Annotated in this window: 13 protein-coding genes; 7 read left to right on the top strand and 6 right to left on the bottom strand. The window is 67.8% G+C overall.

What is annotated here, in order from left to right:
* The first annotated feature begins 5 nt into the window (after positions 1–5).
* Positions 6–1,973 (top strand): heavy metal translocating P-type ATPase, encoded by a 1,968-nt coding sequence (locus VMN58_02110; GenBank protein ID HUF31986.1) that lies wholly within the window; start codon positions 6–8, stop codon positions 1,971–1,973.
* A gap of 88 nt (positions 1,974–2,061) precedes the next feature.
* Here VMN58_02110 and VMN58_02115 read toward each other — a convergent pair whose 3' ends face one another.
* Positions 2,062–2,544: a cupredoxin domain-containing protein gene (locus tag VMN58_02115; GenBank protein HUF31987.1), complete on the bottom strand. Its 483-nt coding sequence runs from the start codon at positions 2,542–2,544 to the stop codon at positions 2,062–2,064.
* 192 nt (positions 2,545–2,736) lie between these two features.
* Positions 2,737–3,093, bottom strand: coding sequence for a CocE/NonD family hydrolase C-terminal non-catalytic domain-containing protein (locus tag VMN58_02120; GenBank protein ID HUF31988.1), 357 nt, complete (start codon positions 3,091–3,093; stop codon positions 2,737–2,739).
* Between VMN58_02120 and VMN58_02125 the strand changes: the two genes are divergently transcribed.
* Positions 3,001–3,273, top strand: a complete 273-nt coding sequence (locus VMN58_02125; GenBank protein ID HUF31989.1) for a response regulator — start codon at positions 3,001–3,003, stop codon at positions 3,271–3,273. The genes VMN58_02120 and VMN58_02125 overlap by 93 nt on opposite strands.
* Positions 3,274–3,471: 198 nt before the next feature.
* Here VMN58_02125 and VMN58_02130 read toward each other — a convergent pair whose 3' ends face one another.
* From VMN58_02130 to VMN58_02145, 4 genes are all read right to left on the bottom strand, one after another.
* Complete coding sequence (locus VMN58_02130; protein HUF31990.1) at positions 3,472–4,398, bottom strand: VOC family protein; 927 nt, start codon at positions 4,396–4,398, stop codon at positions 3,472–3,474.
* 152 nt (positions 4,399–4,550) lie between these two features.
* On the bottom strand, positions 4,551–5,201 hold the full coding sequence (locus VMN58_02135) for a GNAT family protein (GenBank protein ID HUF31991.1): 651 nt from the start codon (positions 5,199–5,201) through the stop codon (positions 4,551–4,553).
* 279 nt (positions 5,202–5,480) lie between these two features.
* The gene (locus tag VMN58_02140; GenBank protein ID HUF31992.1) at positions 5,481–5,966 is read right to left on the bottom strand and encodes a GNAT family N-acetyltransferase; all 486 of its coding nucleotides are present in this window, start codon (positions 5,964–5,966) and stop codon (positions 5,481–5,483) included.
* A gap of 301 nt (positions 5,967–6,267) precedes the next feature.
* Positions 6,268–7,986, bottom strand: coding sequence for an ATP-binding cassette domain-containing protein (locus VMN58_02145; GenBank protein ID HUF31993.1), 1,719 nt, complete (start codon positions 7,984–7,986; stop codon positions 6,268–6,270).
* A gap of 240 nt (positions 7,987–8,226) precedes the next feature.
* On the opposite strand from VMN58_02145, the gene VMN58_02150 reads away from it, so the two are divergent.
* The 5 genes from VMN58_02150 (at position 8,227) to VMN58_02170 (ending at position 13,673) form a co-directional block, all read left to right on the top strand.
* Positions 8,227–10,428: a class I tRNA ligase family protein gene (locus VMN58_02150; protein HUF31994.1), complete on the top strand. Its 2,202-nt coding sequence runs from the start codon at positions 8,227–8,229 to the stop codon at positions 10,426–10,428.
* Positions 10,429–10,439: 11 nt separating this feature from the next.
* Positions 10,440–10,991: a DinB family protein gene (locus tag VMN58_02155; GenBank protein ID HUF31995.1), complete on the top strand. Its 552-nt coding sequence runs from the start codon at positions 10,440–10,442 to the stop codon at positions 10,989–10,991.
* Between the two features lie 157 nt (positions 10,992–11,148).
* Positions 11,149–12,660, top strand: a complete 1,512-nt coding sequence (locus tag VMN58_02160) for an amidase (GenBank protein ID HUF31996.1) — start codon at positions 11,149–11,151, stop codon at positions 12,658–12,660.
* A 249-nt stretch (positions 12,661–12,909) separates the two neighbouring features.
* A complete protein-coding gene (locus VMN58_02165) occupies positions 12,910–13,320 on the top strand; it encodes a hypothetical protein (protein ID HUF31997.1) in 411 nt (136 codons plus the stop codon).
* A gap of 2 nt (positions 13,321–13,322) precedes the next feature.
* Entirely contained in the window at positions 13,323–13,673 is a 351-nt protein-coding gene (locus VMN58_02170; GenBank protein HUF31998.1) for a DUF5615 family PIN-like protein, read from the top strand.
* Positions 13,674–14,632 lie beyond the last annotated feature (959 nt).

The raw sequence follows: 14,632 nt of genomic DNA on the forward strand, positions 1-14,632 counted from the left end.
TCTGGGTGACCCTGGTCCTGGCCGCACCGGTCGTGTACTACTCCGAGCACCTCCGCCACTGGTTCGGCTACGGGGTGTGGGAGCTCCCGGGCCACGGGGCAGTGTCTCCGGTGCTGGGCACGATCATTCTCTTCTACGGCGGGTGGCCGTTCTTGGCCGGTGGCGTCTCGGAGGCCCGCACCCGCCAGCCCGGGATGATGCTGCTCATCGCGATGGCAATCACCGTCGCCTACGTGGCGTCCCTGGCCACCTCTCTTGGCCTGTTCGACGTCGAGGTGTGGTGGGAGCTGTCGTTGCTGATCGCCATCATGCTGCTCGGTCACTGGCTCGAGATGCGTGCCATCGGCCAAGCCCGGGGGGCGCTCGCGGCGCTGGCCGAGCTGCTCCCCGACGACGCCGAACGAGTCAGCGAGTCCGGCGAGGTCGAGACGGTGCCGATCGCCGATCTGGCGGTCGGTGACGTTGTGCTGGTCCGTCCCGGTGCCCGTGTGCCCGCCGACGGCACGATCGTCGAGGGCACGGCGGAGCTGGACGAGTCGATGATCACCGGCGAGTCCAACCCGGTGGCCCGCGGCGAGGGCGAACGGGTGGTGGCCGCGACCGTGGTAGCAGACTCGTCCATCCGGGTGCAGGTCGACGCCATCGGCGACGACACCACCCTGGCGGGGATCCAGCGGTTGGTCGCCGAGGCCCAGGAGTCCAGCTCCCGAAGCCAGGTCCTGGCGGATCGCGCCGCTGCCCTGCTTTTCTTCGTGGCTCTCGTCGCTGCCCTCCTCACGGTGTCGGTCTGGGCGGTCCTCGGCAACGCCGAGGCCGCGGTGGTGCGGGCGGTGACGGTGCTGATCATCGCCTGCCCGCACGCTCTCGGGCTGGCCATCCCGCTGGTGGTGTCGATCTCGACCACCAAGTCCGCGCAGCACGGCATCCTGGTCAAGGACCGCCAGGCGCTCGAGCTGATGCGCCAGGTCAACGTGGTGCTCTTCGACAAGACCGGCACCCTCACCAAGGGCGAGCACGCGGTGGCCGACCTCGCCGCGGTCGATGGTGATGACGACCGGCTGCTCGCGGTCGCTGCGGCGGTGGAGGCAGAAAGCGAGCACCCCCTCGCCCGGGCCATCGTGGCCGCCGCCCGCGCGCGCGACCTCGACATCCCCCGATCCAGCGGTTTCCGTTCGATGACTGGCCGGGGTGTCGAGGCCGAGGTCGACGGCGTCACCATCGCCGTGGGTGGGCCCGCCTTGCTCCGAGAACGTGACGTGACGTTGCCCGACGGGCTCCGCGAGCGGATCGATGCCTGGCGGGACCGAGGCGCAGCCGTGCTCACCACGGTCGCCGGCAGCCACGTTCTGGGCGCCTTCGCTCTCGAAGACCAGGTGCGCGTCGTGTCGCAAGAGGCCGTGGACGCCCTGCACGACGCGGGTGTGCGGGTGGCGATGATCACCGGGGACGCCCAGCAGGTCGCAGACGCCGTCGCCGCCGAGCTGGGCATTGACGAGGTCTTCGCCGAGGTCCTCCCCGAGGACAAGGACGCCGCCGTTGCTGACCTCCAGCAGCGGGGCGAGGTCGTCGCCATGGTCGGCGACGGTGTCAACGATGCCCCCGCTCTCGCCCGGGCCGACGTCGGCATCGCCATCGGCGCCGGCACCGACGTCGCCGTCGAGTCAGCCGGCATCGTGCTCGCCTCCGACGACCCCCGGGGCGTGGTCATGATCCGCCGCCTGTCCGCCGCCAGCTACCGCAAGATGCTCCAGAACCTGTGGTGGGCCGCCGGGTACAACGTCGCCGCCATCCCGCTCGCCGCCGGCGTCCTCGCCTGGGCAGGGTTCGTGCTGCCCATGGCTCTCGGCGCCGTGCTCATGAGCACCTCGACGGTCGTGGTCGCACTCAACGCCCAGCTGCTGCGCAGGGTAGATCTCACCCACCGCGACACGGACGTCGAGCACCAACCTGGATCCGCCGCCGTGGCGGCGTGAAAGAGGAGACAGCGATGCCGGTCATCTCGAGTGTCGAGCGGCTGTGGTGCCGAAGCGCCCCGTGGCTGGTCGTCTCAGCAAGGGCACCTCACTCGCTCACGGAGACGACCTCGAGCGACGCTTCCATGCCGGCTCCCCGGTGACCGGGAACCGAGCAGTACACGGTGTACGTCCCAGGCTCGTCAATCGTGAACGATCCCGTCTCGGCTGTGTCGGCATCGGAGTGGACGATGTGCAGGTCTTCCAACGGAAGCGTGTCCTCTCCGCCACGGTGGGCTTCATCACCGTGGTCGTCGTCACCCGACTCCGTGCCCATGTCCATCTCATCGTGGACCTCGCCGGCATCGGCGGCATCCTCGATGTTGAAGTCGTGCTCGACGCCCTCCGCGCTCAGCTCGACCGTGACCACCTCACCCGCCGGCACGACGAACTCGTCAGGCTCGAATCGCAGCTCCACGGTGCCGGTTACCTCGAGCGCGTTGGTCGCGTCGCTGGCCTGGTCGTCTCCACCGCATGCGACCAAGAACGACCCGAGGAGGACAGCGACGGCGATCTTCAACGACTGGTCCATCTGAAGCTCCCCTCGATGCGGACTGAGACCAGTGTCGGGCATGCAGCGCCGGAATGGCAGGGTCGAAGGTCCCGAAGACCCACCCTCGGGGTGCTCGCGCTGCTCGGTGACCACGACACGAGCGCGGCCAGAGATGCGGGCGAGGGTCCTCACCGCAGCAGCCGCTGGTGGGTGCCCGCGTGCTCGCTCAGATCAGAGCGCGGGGGATCTCGAGGTTCCAGTTCTGGCTGAAGACCCCGTCTTGCCCTCGTTGCCCATCGGCTCGTCCAGTTCCAGCGGTGCGGCGGCTTCGTGGGAGAGGCGGTGGGTCAGGTTCAGCACCCCGAAGCTGACCAGGGTCGCGGACCCGTCCTGGGCGACGTCGGAGAGTCGGGCGGCGAGCAGGGCGACGGCCACGCAACCACCGTCATGGCCTGTTCTCAGGAACCTCACAGGAATGCCTGACAGCCTGGATCGATGGCCGGTGAGACCCTGCTGCTCGTCGACGACGAGGAGAACCTGCGCTCGATGCTCCAGGCCGCGCTGCGCCACGTCGGCTTCGAGGTGCACCCGGCGGCGACAGGCCGCGAGGCGCTCGAGGCGGCGGCCGCGATCCGGCCCGACCTGATCGTGCTCGACGTCATGCTGCCGGACCTCGACGGGTTCGAGGTGTGCAGCCGCCTGCGCCGCGACGGCAGCACCATCCCGGTGCTGTTCCTCACGGCAAGCTCGGCGTACAGGCGGTTGTAGACCGCCGATGCGTGGGGGTCGGGCGTGAAGGTGCGCTCAACCCCCACGAGCGCGTCCACCTCATCGAGGCGGACGGCGCCCAGCGCCAGACCGGCATAGGCCCAGCGACGCTCGGCTCGCAATCGCTCCGATCGGCGCACATGCCGGTGATCCGGGTGGATCGCTCGCGAGGAGGAGTGTCGTAGGCGTCCTGGTGACTCACTCGCCGGGACGGCCGATGCAGAAGGGATGACCGGCTGGGTCTGCGTAAACGGGGAACCCCTCGCGTTGGCGGAGGATCGAGCCACCCAATTCGGTGACACGCGCCGCGACCGGTGCCGGGTCGTCGAACACGAGATCGAAGTGCACTTGGGCCGGATACGCCGGGTCGGGCCAGCGTGGCGGCTCGGCATTTGAGTGCTGGAATGCGAGCACCGGTGCGGTGTTGGTCCCAAGGAGGCGCTCGTAGAACTTCTGCAGGGCGTCGGGGTCAGGAGCGTCGATCACCAGCCGCCATAGCTCCGGGTCCTGCACATCAGCGGGATAGAGGCAGAAGGGATGCCCAACGACGTCGGCATAGACCCGATGGTCGTCGAAGTCCGCGAGGTGGGTAGCGCCGCGGACGACGAGCGCGTCGACGGCGTCGAGATCACCGACTCGGATGTCGAGGTGCATCTGCTGGGGGTAGGCGGGATCGGGCCAGCGGGGACGCGGGTCGTTGGGCTGTCCCTCGTCAAACACGAGTTGTGGGACGTCCCACCGATCGAGGTGAAGTAGATCGCCGTAGAGCGCGGACATCGCGGCGCGGTCCTCGTTCCACGGGCACTGCAGAACGATGTTGGTGATTCCCTCGGCGGCGCGGCGCTTGAGCGACGCTCCGAACCATCGGCCGGCGTCATCCAAGATGATCGTGGCGACGGCGGTACCACGCTCGCCCTCGAGGTGGAACCGCGTCAGCGTCGACGACACCACAGTCTCGCTGACAACCCAACGTCGCGACCCCAGCAGCGCGTCGAGCCCCGTGATCCACTGGCCACGAATCCATGATTCGGCGTCCCACCCCTGCAGTCGTGGCGCCAATAGCGAGGTGAGCGCCGCTACAACGCCTCGGTCGAGTAGGTCGAGGACCTCGCGCGGCTCCGCCACCACAACGGGACGCTAGCCACGGTCGCTCTCGGTCGCTGCGACCGGCAGAAGGGTGTACCCGGCAGCCTTGAACCGACCCGCACCCATCAGCAGCACAAGAACCCGGACAGCAGCGTCAGCTGGCGCGTCCCTATCGGCGCTTACGCGAGCGGTCAGGGCTGGGTGGGCGGTGTCTCCTGCGGACCTTCGTCGCGAGCGCTGGGAGTCCATTCGAGCGGCAGCGCAGCGAAGAACATCACGTCGCACCGCTGGCCCTGCCAGACACCTTGCGAGCGCATCGTTCCCTCGTAGACGAATCCCGCACGCCGGGCGACCGCGGCTGAGGCGTCGTTTCCATCGACGATCTTCAAGACGACGCGAGCAGCTCCCAGATCGAACAGCCAGCGGGTGAGAAGCGTCGCAGCGCGGGTCGCGTAGCCACGTCCTCGCGCACGCGGGCCGATCCAGTATCCGAACTGAACGACGTCGGTCTTGGACCAGTCATCAAGGCCGCAGCATCCCAGCAGGTCACCCGAGGTGGCATCGACGATCGCGAATGCCACCCCCGCACCGGGCATCTCCTGTGTTGCGAACACCTGCCAACTCAAGGTGAACTCCGCGATGACGGCCTCGGCATCGTTGGTTGACATCGGCGCCGCGGGATACCCGAAGCGATCGAGTGTCCCGTTGTAGCGCTGGACGGCGGGGTCGGCGTTCGCCTCCGCCATGAACCAGGCATCTTCAGGTGACCACGGACGCAGAGCAACCGTGCCATCCGAAAGCGTGACCGCCAGGCCGTGGGCATCGCCCTTGCTCACGTCCATCCGGACCCCTCCAGTGTTGCCGAAGCGTCAGGCGGTGCCCGCGAGCTCTGCAGAGCCCCCGGCCGCACGGCCGAACTCGGTTCCTATCGCGCGCTCAAGATCCCAGCAACTGAGATCCACGGTGCCGAGCAGAACGGCGCGTACGTTTGCAACATCACGGGTCTGGCTTCGCAAGGTCGGCGGCTGGGCTCGCGAACGCCCAGGTGGGCGCGAGCAAGGGCTACATGGGGGCACTGGTTCTGATGCGGTCGAGTACGCCTATCGCCCGAGAGTGGTGCGTCACCGCAGGTCTCGGCGCATCACGACACGGCGGGGTGACGGTTCCGCAACGCACTCGAACCCGCACTCCACGAATCGCCGCTGCTTGCCCACGAAGTCCTCCTGTGACTTCGGGTATTCGTCGGCAATGGGAAACCCCTCGATCGCCTTGGCACCGTGAGCCTGGGCTGCCTTCACCGCAGCCGCCACCAGCAGCCCGGTCACCCCGCGCCGCCGGTAGCCGACCCGTACGAAGAAGCAGGGCAGCAGCCACACGTCATCGTCCTCAGCGGAATCTCGGCCCTTGAGGATCTTCGCCCTGGGACCAATCGCTCTCGGATAGCGGGACCGAGGACCAGTCGCCAGCCAACCCACGGGAACAGCGCCATCGTAGGCGAGCAGCCCCAGCGGTGGATCGGAGCGAACGGCAAGCTCCTCGAACGCCCGGCGGTTGCCTCCATCGATCCACCCCTTGCGGACCTCCCTGGCCGGGCTGATGAACCACATGCACCAGCACCCGCGAGTTGCCGACCCCGTCTCGAACAAGTCGGCAAGATCATCAAGGCGATCGGGCGTGGCCGGATGAACCTCCACAACCACAAGCATGCCTCACGCCAACATGGCCCGCTATGGATGAACTCGCCCTGGCTGCGATACGACACCCCGGCGCATCTCCACCGTCGTGCCAGAGCGAACGACGACAACTCGGGTGTCACTGAGCCGCACGAGCGCTCACGAATCCGACCAAGAGCCCCTCGGAAGGTACTCGCTATCGGCGCACCTTCACCTACGGAAGGTTGACAGCTCGCTACGTCAGGGGCAGCAGACCAGACTTCGACCGTGGGTACCGGTCGTCGCGGGTGACGACGTTGAGGGCGGTGTCGAGGTCCAGTGCCTCGTGCACGGAGCCGTCGTCACCGATGATGAGCCAACGGTTCATCGAGCGCATGAACGAGCGGTCGTGAGTGACAGAGACCACCGTGCCATCGAACAGGTCAAGCGACGCCTCGAGGGCCTCGGCCGACCCGAGGTCGAGGTTGTCAGTCGGCTCGTCGAGCAGGAGCAGGTTTACCCCACGCAGCTCGAGATCCAGCACCTGGAGTCGCGCTCGCTGTCCGCCGCTCAACGTCTCGACCTCGCGCAAAGCTGCGCCCGAGAGCCCGTAGCGGCCCAGGTACGCTCGGGCCCGCTCCTCGTTGAGGTCCCGGTCGCTGAGGATGTCGAGGAGCTGACGGCCCCGGTGCTCAGGCACGTCATCGGTCTGGTGGAACAGGCCGGGCACGACCCGGGCCCCAAGTCGAAACGACCCCTCGTGTCCGACGGTCTCGTCCCCGGCAAGCAAGCGGAGCAAGTGCGACTTGCCTGTGCCGTTCGGTCCCAGAACACCGATCCGTTCGCCATGGTGGACCTCGAGGTCGAATGGTTCGGTGAGGCCGCACAGTTCCAACCTGTCGCATCGCAGCACGATCTTTCCGCTCCCCGCCCCTTCGAGACGGACGTGGATCGTCCGCTCCGGCGGCGGGCTCGGGGGTGGTCCGACTTCCACGAACCGCTCCCAACGGGTCTCGGCGGCGTTCGCCCGGGGCGCGTTGCCGTCGTTCAGGGACGCGCGCTGCTTCATCTCTCGCATGAACCTGAACAGCCGCCTCTCCTCGTCCTTCCACCGCTGCAGGGCATCACCCATCGACTCGTTGCGGGCTCGGCGGGCATCGTCGTAGGTCGTCCATCCCTCCGGATGGGTCCAGCATCCGTTCACCTCGAGGGTCACCACCGCTGTCGCCGCCTCGGTCAACAGCTCGCGATCGTGGGAGATGAACAGGATCGTCTTCTGGCTCGACGCGATCTGCCGCTCGAGCCAGCGCTTGGCCGGGATGTCGAGGAAGTTGTCGGGCTCGTCCAGGAGCAGGATCGGGACGTCGGACGCGAACAGCGACTCCAGCACCAATCGCTTGCGCTCCCCGCCGGAGAGCTCGCTGATGGGACGCCCACCGGCACGGTCGAGCGTCTGACCCAGCACCAGATTGCACGCGGCATCCCACTTTGCTTCAGCCTGGTAGCCACCCACCTCGGCCCACTTGATGACGGCTGCAGCCAAAGCACTCCCGGTTCCCGCCGACGGTGATTGGTCGTTGGCCCTCTCAGCACCCGCCAGGGCCCGAGCCGCGTCGCGGAGCTCTGGTCGAGCGAACTCAACAAGCAGCTCGCGGACGGTGGTGTCGCCTCGGGAGGCCACCGACTGCGTGCACGTGGTGTCAGAACCGATCGCCTGCGGCATGTACGCCACCGCAGCGTCGGTGCGGACCGACCCTTCTGTTGGCCGTAGATCGCCAACGATGCAACCCAGCAAGGTCGACTTGCCCACGCCGTTCTGCCCGACAAGGGCGACGTGCGCCCCGGAGCGCACCTTGAAAGAGGCCCCGCGAAAGAGTTCGGTGCCGCCCGGGTGAGCGAACGCGACACCTGAGACCTCGATCACGGCCATGGCAAGATCATGACAGCCGGGCTGCACCGACGACCCACGGCACATGCTCTCTCTTGGGTTCTGGACAATTGCGACGGCGCTGGCTGGGATCTCGTATGCTCTGGCTCGTGAACGTTGTCGTGATCAACGACCTGCTTCTTACGTAGCGCGAGCCGACCAGTCGGCTCGCGGTGAACCTCTCGTGCCTGATGGCCGGGAGGTTCTTTCGTTTTCCCGTTCCAACATCAACGACCAGGAGGTCCCCATGAAGTCGCAGCCCCGGTCCCGCACGGAGGGTCCACTTCGATGGCACAGCCCTACGAGGTACATGAGGTAGAAGCCCGCTGGCGCGAACGCTGGCGGGCTGAAGGAACTGGTCGGGTCAACCTCGACACGGTCGACCCCGACCAGGTGTTCATGAACCTGGCGGAGTTTCCGTATCCCTCCGCGGAGGGGCTCCATGTTGGACACGTGTACAAGTACTCCGGCGTGGACGCCTACGGGCGGTACATGCGCATGCGCGGCCGGGAGGTGTTCCAACCGATCGGCTTCGACGCCTTTGGCATCCACACCGAGAACTACGCCATCAAGGTCAACGAACACCCCGCCACACTGACAGCCCGCACGACAGCCCGGTTCGCCGAGCAGCTCACCCGAGCCGGGATGGCCTGGGACTGGACCCGCGTCGTCGACACAAGTCGACCCGACTACTACCGGTGGACGCAGTGGGTCCTCGGCCGCCTGTTCGACGCGGGCTTGATGTACCAGTCCGAGGCGCCGGTGTTGTGGTGCCCGTCGTGTCTGACCGTGCTGGCTCGAGAGCAGACCGAGAACGACGGGACGATCTGTGAACGCTGCGACACGCCGGTGACCGAACGCGTCATGGAGCAGTGGTTCCTGCGCATCACCGACTACGCCGAACGATTGCTCGACGGGCTGGAACGGCTCGACTGGCCCGAGCGCGCCAAGCGACTGCAGCGACAGTGGATCGGCCGATCCGAGGGCCGCGAGATCGACTTCGACGGCCTGACGGTCTTCACGACCCGCCCCGACACCCTGCCGGCCGTGACGTTCATCGCCGTACCGGCCGGGCATCCGGCTGCCGGCACAAGGGTCGCTCACCCGCTCACCGGGAACCTGCTTCCGGTCCTCGAAGCCGACTACGTCCTCGAGGCATACGGCACCGGCGCGGTCATGGGTGTGCCGGCCCACGACGAGCGCGACGCGCGATTCGCCACCGAGCATGACCTCCCTGTCTCCGACGCCGAGCTGCTGTCACCAGAGCGGGCCGCAGAGACTGGTCGCCCCGCGGTCCGGTACCGGTTGCGGGACTGGCTGATCTCACGCCAGCGCTACTGGGGCCCACCGATCCCGATCATCCACTGCCCAGACTGCGGACCCGTCCGAGTTCCCGACCACGACCTCCCCGTGCTGCTGCCAGACGTGGAGGACTTCCGACCAACCGGCACCGGCCGCTCCCCCCTCGCTGAAGCCGCTGACTGGATCGCTGCACGGTGTCCCGCATGCGGCGCACAGGCGAGGCGAGAGACCGATGTCAGCGACACCTTCGTCGACTCCGCCTGGTACCTCCTCCGCTACCCCTCGACCGACTTCGACGACCGGCCCTGGGACCCAGACCGCACGAAGAAGATCCTGCCCGTCGACTTCTACGCCGGCGGACCCGAGCACGTGCAACGCCACCACCTCTACGCCCGATTCGCCACCATGGCCCTCCACGACCTCGGCCTCGTGCCATTCGAGGAACCCTTCCCACGAATCCGCCTCGGCGGCATGATCGTCCGCCACGGCGCCAAGATGTCCAAGAGCCGCGGCAACATCGTCACCCCCGACGACTACATCGATGCCCACGGCGCCGACGTCCTCCGTTGCGCGCTCCTCTTCGCTGCACCATGGGAGCAAGGAGGCGACTTCAGCGACGCCGGCATCGTGGGCATCGAGCGCTTCTTCGCCCGTGCCTGGCGCACCATCACCCGTCCCGACACCACCGCCCCAACCGATTCCGCCACAGTCGCCAGGACGATCATCGACGTGACGGAGGCCATCGAGCGGCTGGCTTTCAACGTCGGCCTCGCCCGGCTCATGGAACTGCTTCCGGCGGTGGCTTCGTCAGAAACCAAGCGCACCTTCGTCCGACTGCTCGCACCATTCGCCCCACACCTGGCCGAAGAGCTCTGGCAACAACTCGGCGAGGCCTTCTCCGTCCACACACAGCCCTGGCCGATCGTGGACAGCGCCGTGCTCGAAACATCGACGGCCGAGGTCGTCGTCCAAGTCAACGGACGCCTCCGAGGGACCATCCAGATCCCACACGGAGCCAGCGAGGCCGCCGTCGTCCAAGCTGCCCGCTCGACCGTGCGGGCTGTGCCTGCGGAGGACCGGACCAGAATGGTCGTCTACGTGCCCAACCGTCTCCTCAACTTCGTCACCGCGGGGGGAGAAGGTGCCGGGCGACCGACAGCGCCCGCCGCTCGGAATGCTCCCGCGTAGTCTCGGGAGAGATGACGATCGGAAACGCGGAGCAGTCCCATCCCGACCCGAGGGTTCCACCCAATCTGCACGTACCCCGACCCGACGAGAGCGCACCTGTCGACGAGCTCACCATGCTTCGTGGTTGGCTCGCTCATCTCCGGGGCGGAGCCATCTACAAGGTCGAAGGGCTGAGCCCGACACAGCTGCGGTGGCGACCAGCCCCGACAGCCAACAGCCTGGGCGGCATCGTGATGCACTTGGCCTCGGCTGAGCGTCTGTGGATTCGCGTCGTCTTCGCCGGTGAGGAGATGGACATGGAGTGGACGCGTGACCGCTACGCCCCGACATTCATCGTGCCGGACGGTTGGACTAGCCATGAGGTGGTCGCCTTCTACCGCGCGGAGACGGCCAGGGCGGATGAGATCCTCGACGCGTGCGACTCGGCCGACCTTCCCTCACGCGGAGAAATACGACCGACGACCCTTCGCTGGGTACTGACGCACCTCGTGGAGGAACTGGCGCGACATCTTGGCCACATGGACATCACGCGAGAGCTGATCGACGGAAAGATCGGTCGATAGCACTTCAGCTCACAGTGCCTATCCCGCAACGGCCGGCTCATTCCGCTCGCCGGTAGCCACCATCCGGTAGGCATGCGACGACCCGGGAACGGTCGGGAGTCAGCCGGGACCGGACCAGGAGTCGTTCACAGAGCACCCACCGCGGGAGGATGTGCACATGACCGATAACCCCTGGCAGGGCGATGCCTGCTCGCTCGTCGACGCCTTCCGCGCCGGCGAGCGCTCGCCGGTCGAGGAGCTTGAGGCCACCCTCGCCGCGATCGAGGCCTCCGACCTCAACTGCTTCTCCCACGTCGACCCCGAGCGCGCCCGCGCTGCCGCGGCGACGGCGGACCTGTCGTTGCCCTTCGGCGGCGTGCCCACCGCGATCAAGGAGCTCGACCCGGTCGAGGGATGGCCGTGGACGGAGGCATCACTCGTCTACAAGGACCGCATCGCGAGTTACACGTCGCACCAGACGCAGCGACTCTTCGAGCGGGGTGGCGTCGTGCCCGTGGGCAAGACGACGGCGAGCGAGTTCGGCGGCCTCAACGTCAGCGTGAGCAAGATCAACGGCGTCACCCACAACCCATGGCGCCACGGTCGCACCTGTGGCGGCTCCTCGAGCGGCTCCGCGGCTGCGGTGTCCGGTGGTCTGGTCAGCCTGGCCGCCGGCGGCGACGGCGGCGGTTCGATCCGCATCCCGGCCGCGTACACCGGCCTCCTCGGCATGAAGGGCACCTTCGGGCGCATTCCCCGCGGGCCCCACGCGTTCATGCGACCGAACACGGTGGTGCTCGGCAACTTGTCGCGCTCAGTGCGCGACGCCGCCCGCTACTACGACGTGTGTGCCGGCACCCACCTCTATGACCCGTCCAGCCTGCCGTCGCACGGTCGGTGGGAGGCAGGGCTGGGATCGAGTGACCTCAAGGGTCTCCGCGTCGCGATCGTGCCGGCCCTGGGCGGGGCCACCCTCGAGCCTGGGGTCGAGGACCGCATCCGGACCGAGGCGAAGCAGCTCATCGCGGATGGCGGCATGGTGGAGGTGGATGTCTCCGTCGAGCCGCCCAACCTGGCTGCCCAGTGGATGATGGGCAACCTGGCGACGCTCCTTGCCGATCTCGGCGATGCCTGGCCGCACTGCTCCGGTGATCTCACCGATGAGGTGGCCGTGGGCCTGCACCTCGCCGAGGCGATGTACAACCTGCGGACAGCCGCTGTCGCCGAGGAGCTGCGCATCCAGGCCAACGAGGTGATGGCGCGTGCCTTCGAGCAGGCCGACCTCATCATCGCCGCTACGAACCCGGGCCCTGCGTTCGCTGCGGAGGCGTCGACGAGCAACGAGCAGGTCCCGATCATCGACAAGCTGTTCTCCGCCGGTCCTGCGCGCTACGCCGTCCGAGCCCTCCTGGGCGCCGTGCGGGTCGTGGCCGGTGCCGCGCCCAAGCTCCCGTCCACAGTGCTCGGCCATGCCGAGGCGCGCTTGCCAGACCTCGTGAACATGGGCGCCCTCACGATCATCGCCAACCTCTACGGCAACCCGGCGGTGTCGATCCCGGCCGGCACCCTCGACGGTCTCCCGGTGGGCATGCAGGTGCTGGCTGCCCACCACCGCGACGAGCTGCTCTTCGACGTCGCTCTCGCCGTCGAGCGCGAGCGCCCCTGGCCGCTGGTGGCACCCGGCGCGTGACCGAACCCGTCTGGGATGATGCGGGCATGACGCACTTCAAGGTCGGCGACAAGGTCATCATCACCGAGGGCGACTTCAACGCCTCCTCGAACGCAGCGGCTGCCGCACGGTCGGCGACGGTCAGACCCGAAGCCAGGTGACGCCCGTCGCCAGCCTCGAGCAGCAGCCGGTTGAGGACGTCCTCTGCAGCGCGTGACCATGGGAAGCAGCCGTACTACAGTGTAGATACGTGTAGCGAGGAGGTTCGCATTGGCGAAGGGCCAGCCATTCAGCGTGCGGTTGGACGAGTCAACCGAGCGCCTCGTCGAAGCAGAAGCGCGGCGGACCCGCCGCTCCAAGAGCGCCGTCGTCGAAGCGTTCACCGAAGAGGGTGCCCGCGTTCGCCGCTTCGCCGGCATCGCGTTCCGCGGTGACGATGCCAACCGGCGCGCCTGGGTGATCGGTTCCGGGCTGGACGTCTGGGAGATCGTCCAGCAGGCGGAGGAAGCCGCGCCACTTGCGCTGGTCGAGGATACCCACCTCTCGGCCGCACAGGTGCGACTCGCGCTCGCCTACCGGGCCGCCTTCCCCGAAGAGATCGACGCCCTCATCGTCGAGAACCACAGGCCGCTCGATGAGCTGCGCGTCCTCTATCCCTTCATCGAGGTCGTCGAGGCCTGAGCTTGCGGCTCCTCCTCGACGCCAACCTCTCCCCCAAGCGAATCGGCGCCGCCCTCGAACAACGAGGGCACGATGTGCTGAGTCTCGCCGCCGAGCCCAACCTCGGCGCGCTCGCCGACCCCCAGGTGCTCGAGCTCGCCGCCGAGCAAGGACGCATCCTCGTCACCCGAAACTCGCGCGACTTCGCGCCGCTGCTGCGGCAGTGGGCTGAAGCAGGTCGCGTCCACCCCGGCTGCATCCTCATCTGGACGCTCGCCCACAACGAGTTCGGCAAGATCATCGAGGCCGTAGCCGCGCTCCTCGACGAACGCAGCGATCCGGCGCTTTGGCGAGATCTCACGGTGGCGCTGTAGCGAGCACCGTCCCCTTCGGCCTCGGCAACGACCGGCCACGACGTCGGTACGGGCCGGCTTGAATACGGAAGAACCCCCCCCCCCCCCCCGGCAGGGGGTTTCTCTGGAGCGGACGACGGGATTCGAACCCGCGACCCTCACCTTGGCAAGGCGGCGAATGCCGTCTCTGGGGTCTCTGGGGTCACGTGATCTCCCTTTGGATCAAGGGTTTCGTCTATCTCGTCATCATCAGTAGCCCTGCGAGCCGAGCGGCAGTTGGCCAAGAGTTGGCCAACTCCTCGATCACGCGTTTGAGGGTGTGAGGCGTACACCGGGGCATCTTCGACGACCATCAACGGCCGAGCCCGAAGCTCAGTGCCGCTGGTCCCCACCTGCGGCGTTGAGGTTCTCGCTCACCGCACGATGAGGGTTGCGGGCGCCGGAGCGGAGATCGTGCATCACCGCGGTGTCGGGCTTCTGCCATGCCTACTCCCCCAACCTCGCGAGCGTCGAGGCTCCCTTGCTCGGCCACAGGCTCACACCCGCCAGTGCGTGGGCGACAGCGCTAGCCAGATGGCGGGGATCGCACCGCTGCCGCCAGAGGCTCCCTCCAAGAGCTCGCTCGGCGTCAGGCTGCGTTGTCCCGCGGGGCGCGCTACCCGGCCCAGCCGGGCCGGCACGGCCGCCTGCTGGACGTCATCGTCTGTGGTGGCCGAGGGAGTCCGCTGCCTCACCACCTGGATGCCATCGCGCACCACCGGCACGCCCGTGGTCGTCGCCACTCACCGTCAGCGCGGTCGTCGCCGAGCCGCCGACGCCGACCTCGCGTCCTATGCCCCACCGTTCCCGCACACTCGCCCTCTCCGCCCCCTCGCCCAGCCCGTCACGACCCGCGCTGACCGCCCGGCTCGAGTCGATCCTCTGGCGACCTCTCGCCTGTCTCAACGGCTACCGCGAGATGAGCACACAGACTTGCCGTG

The organism is Acidimicrobiales bacterium (assembly GCA_035512495.1).
GTDB lineage: Bacteria > Actinomycetota > Acidimicrobiia > Acidimicrobiales > CADCSY01 > DATKDW01.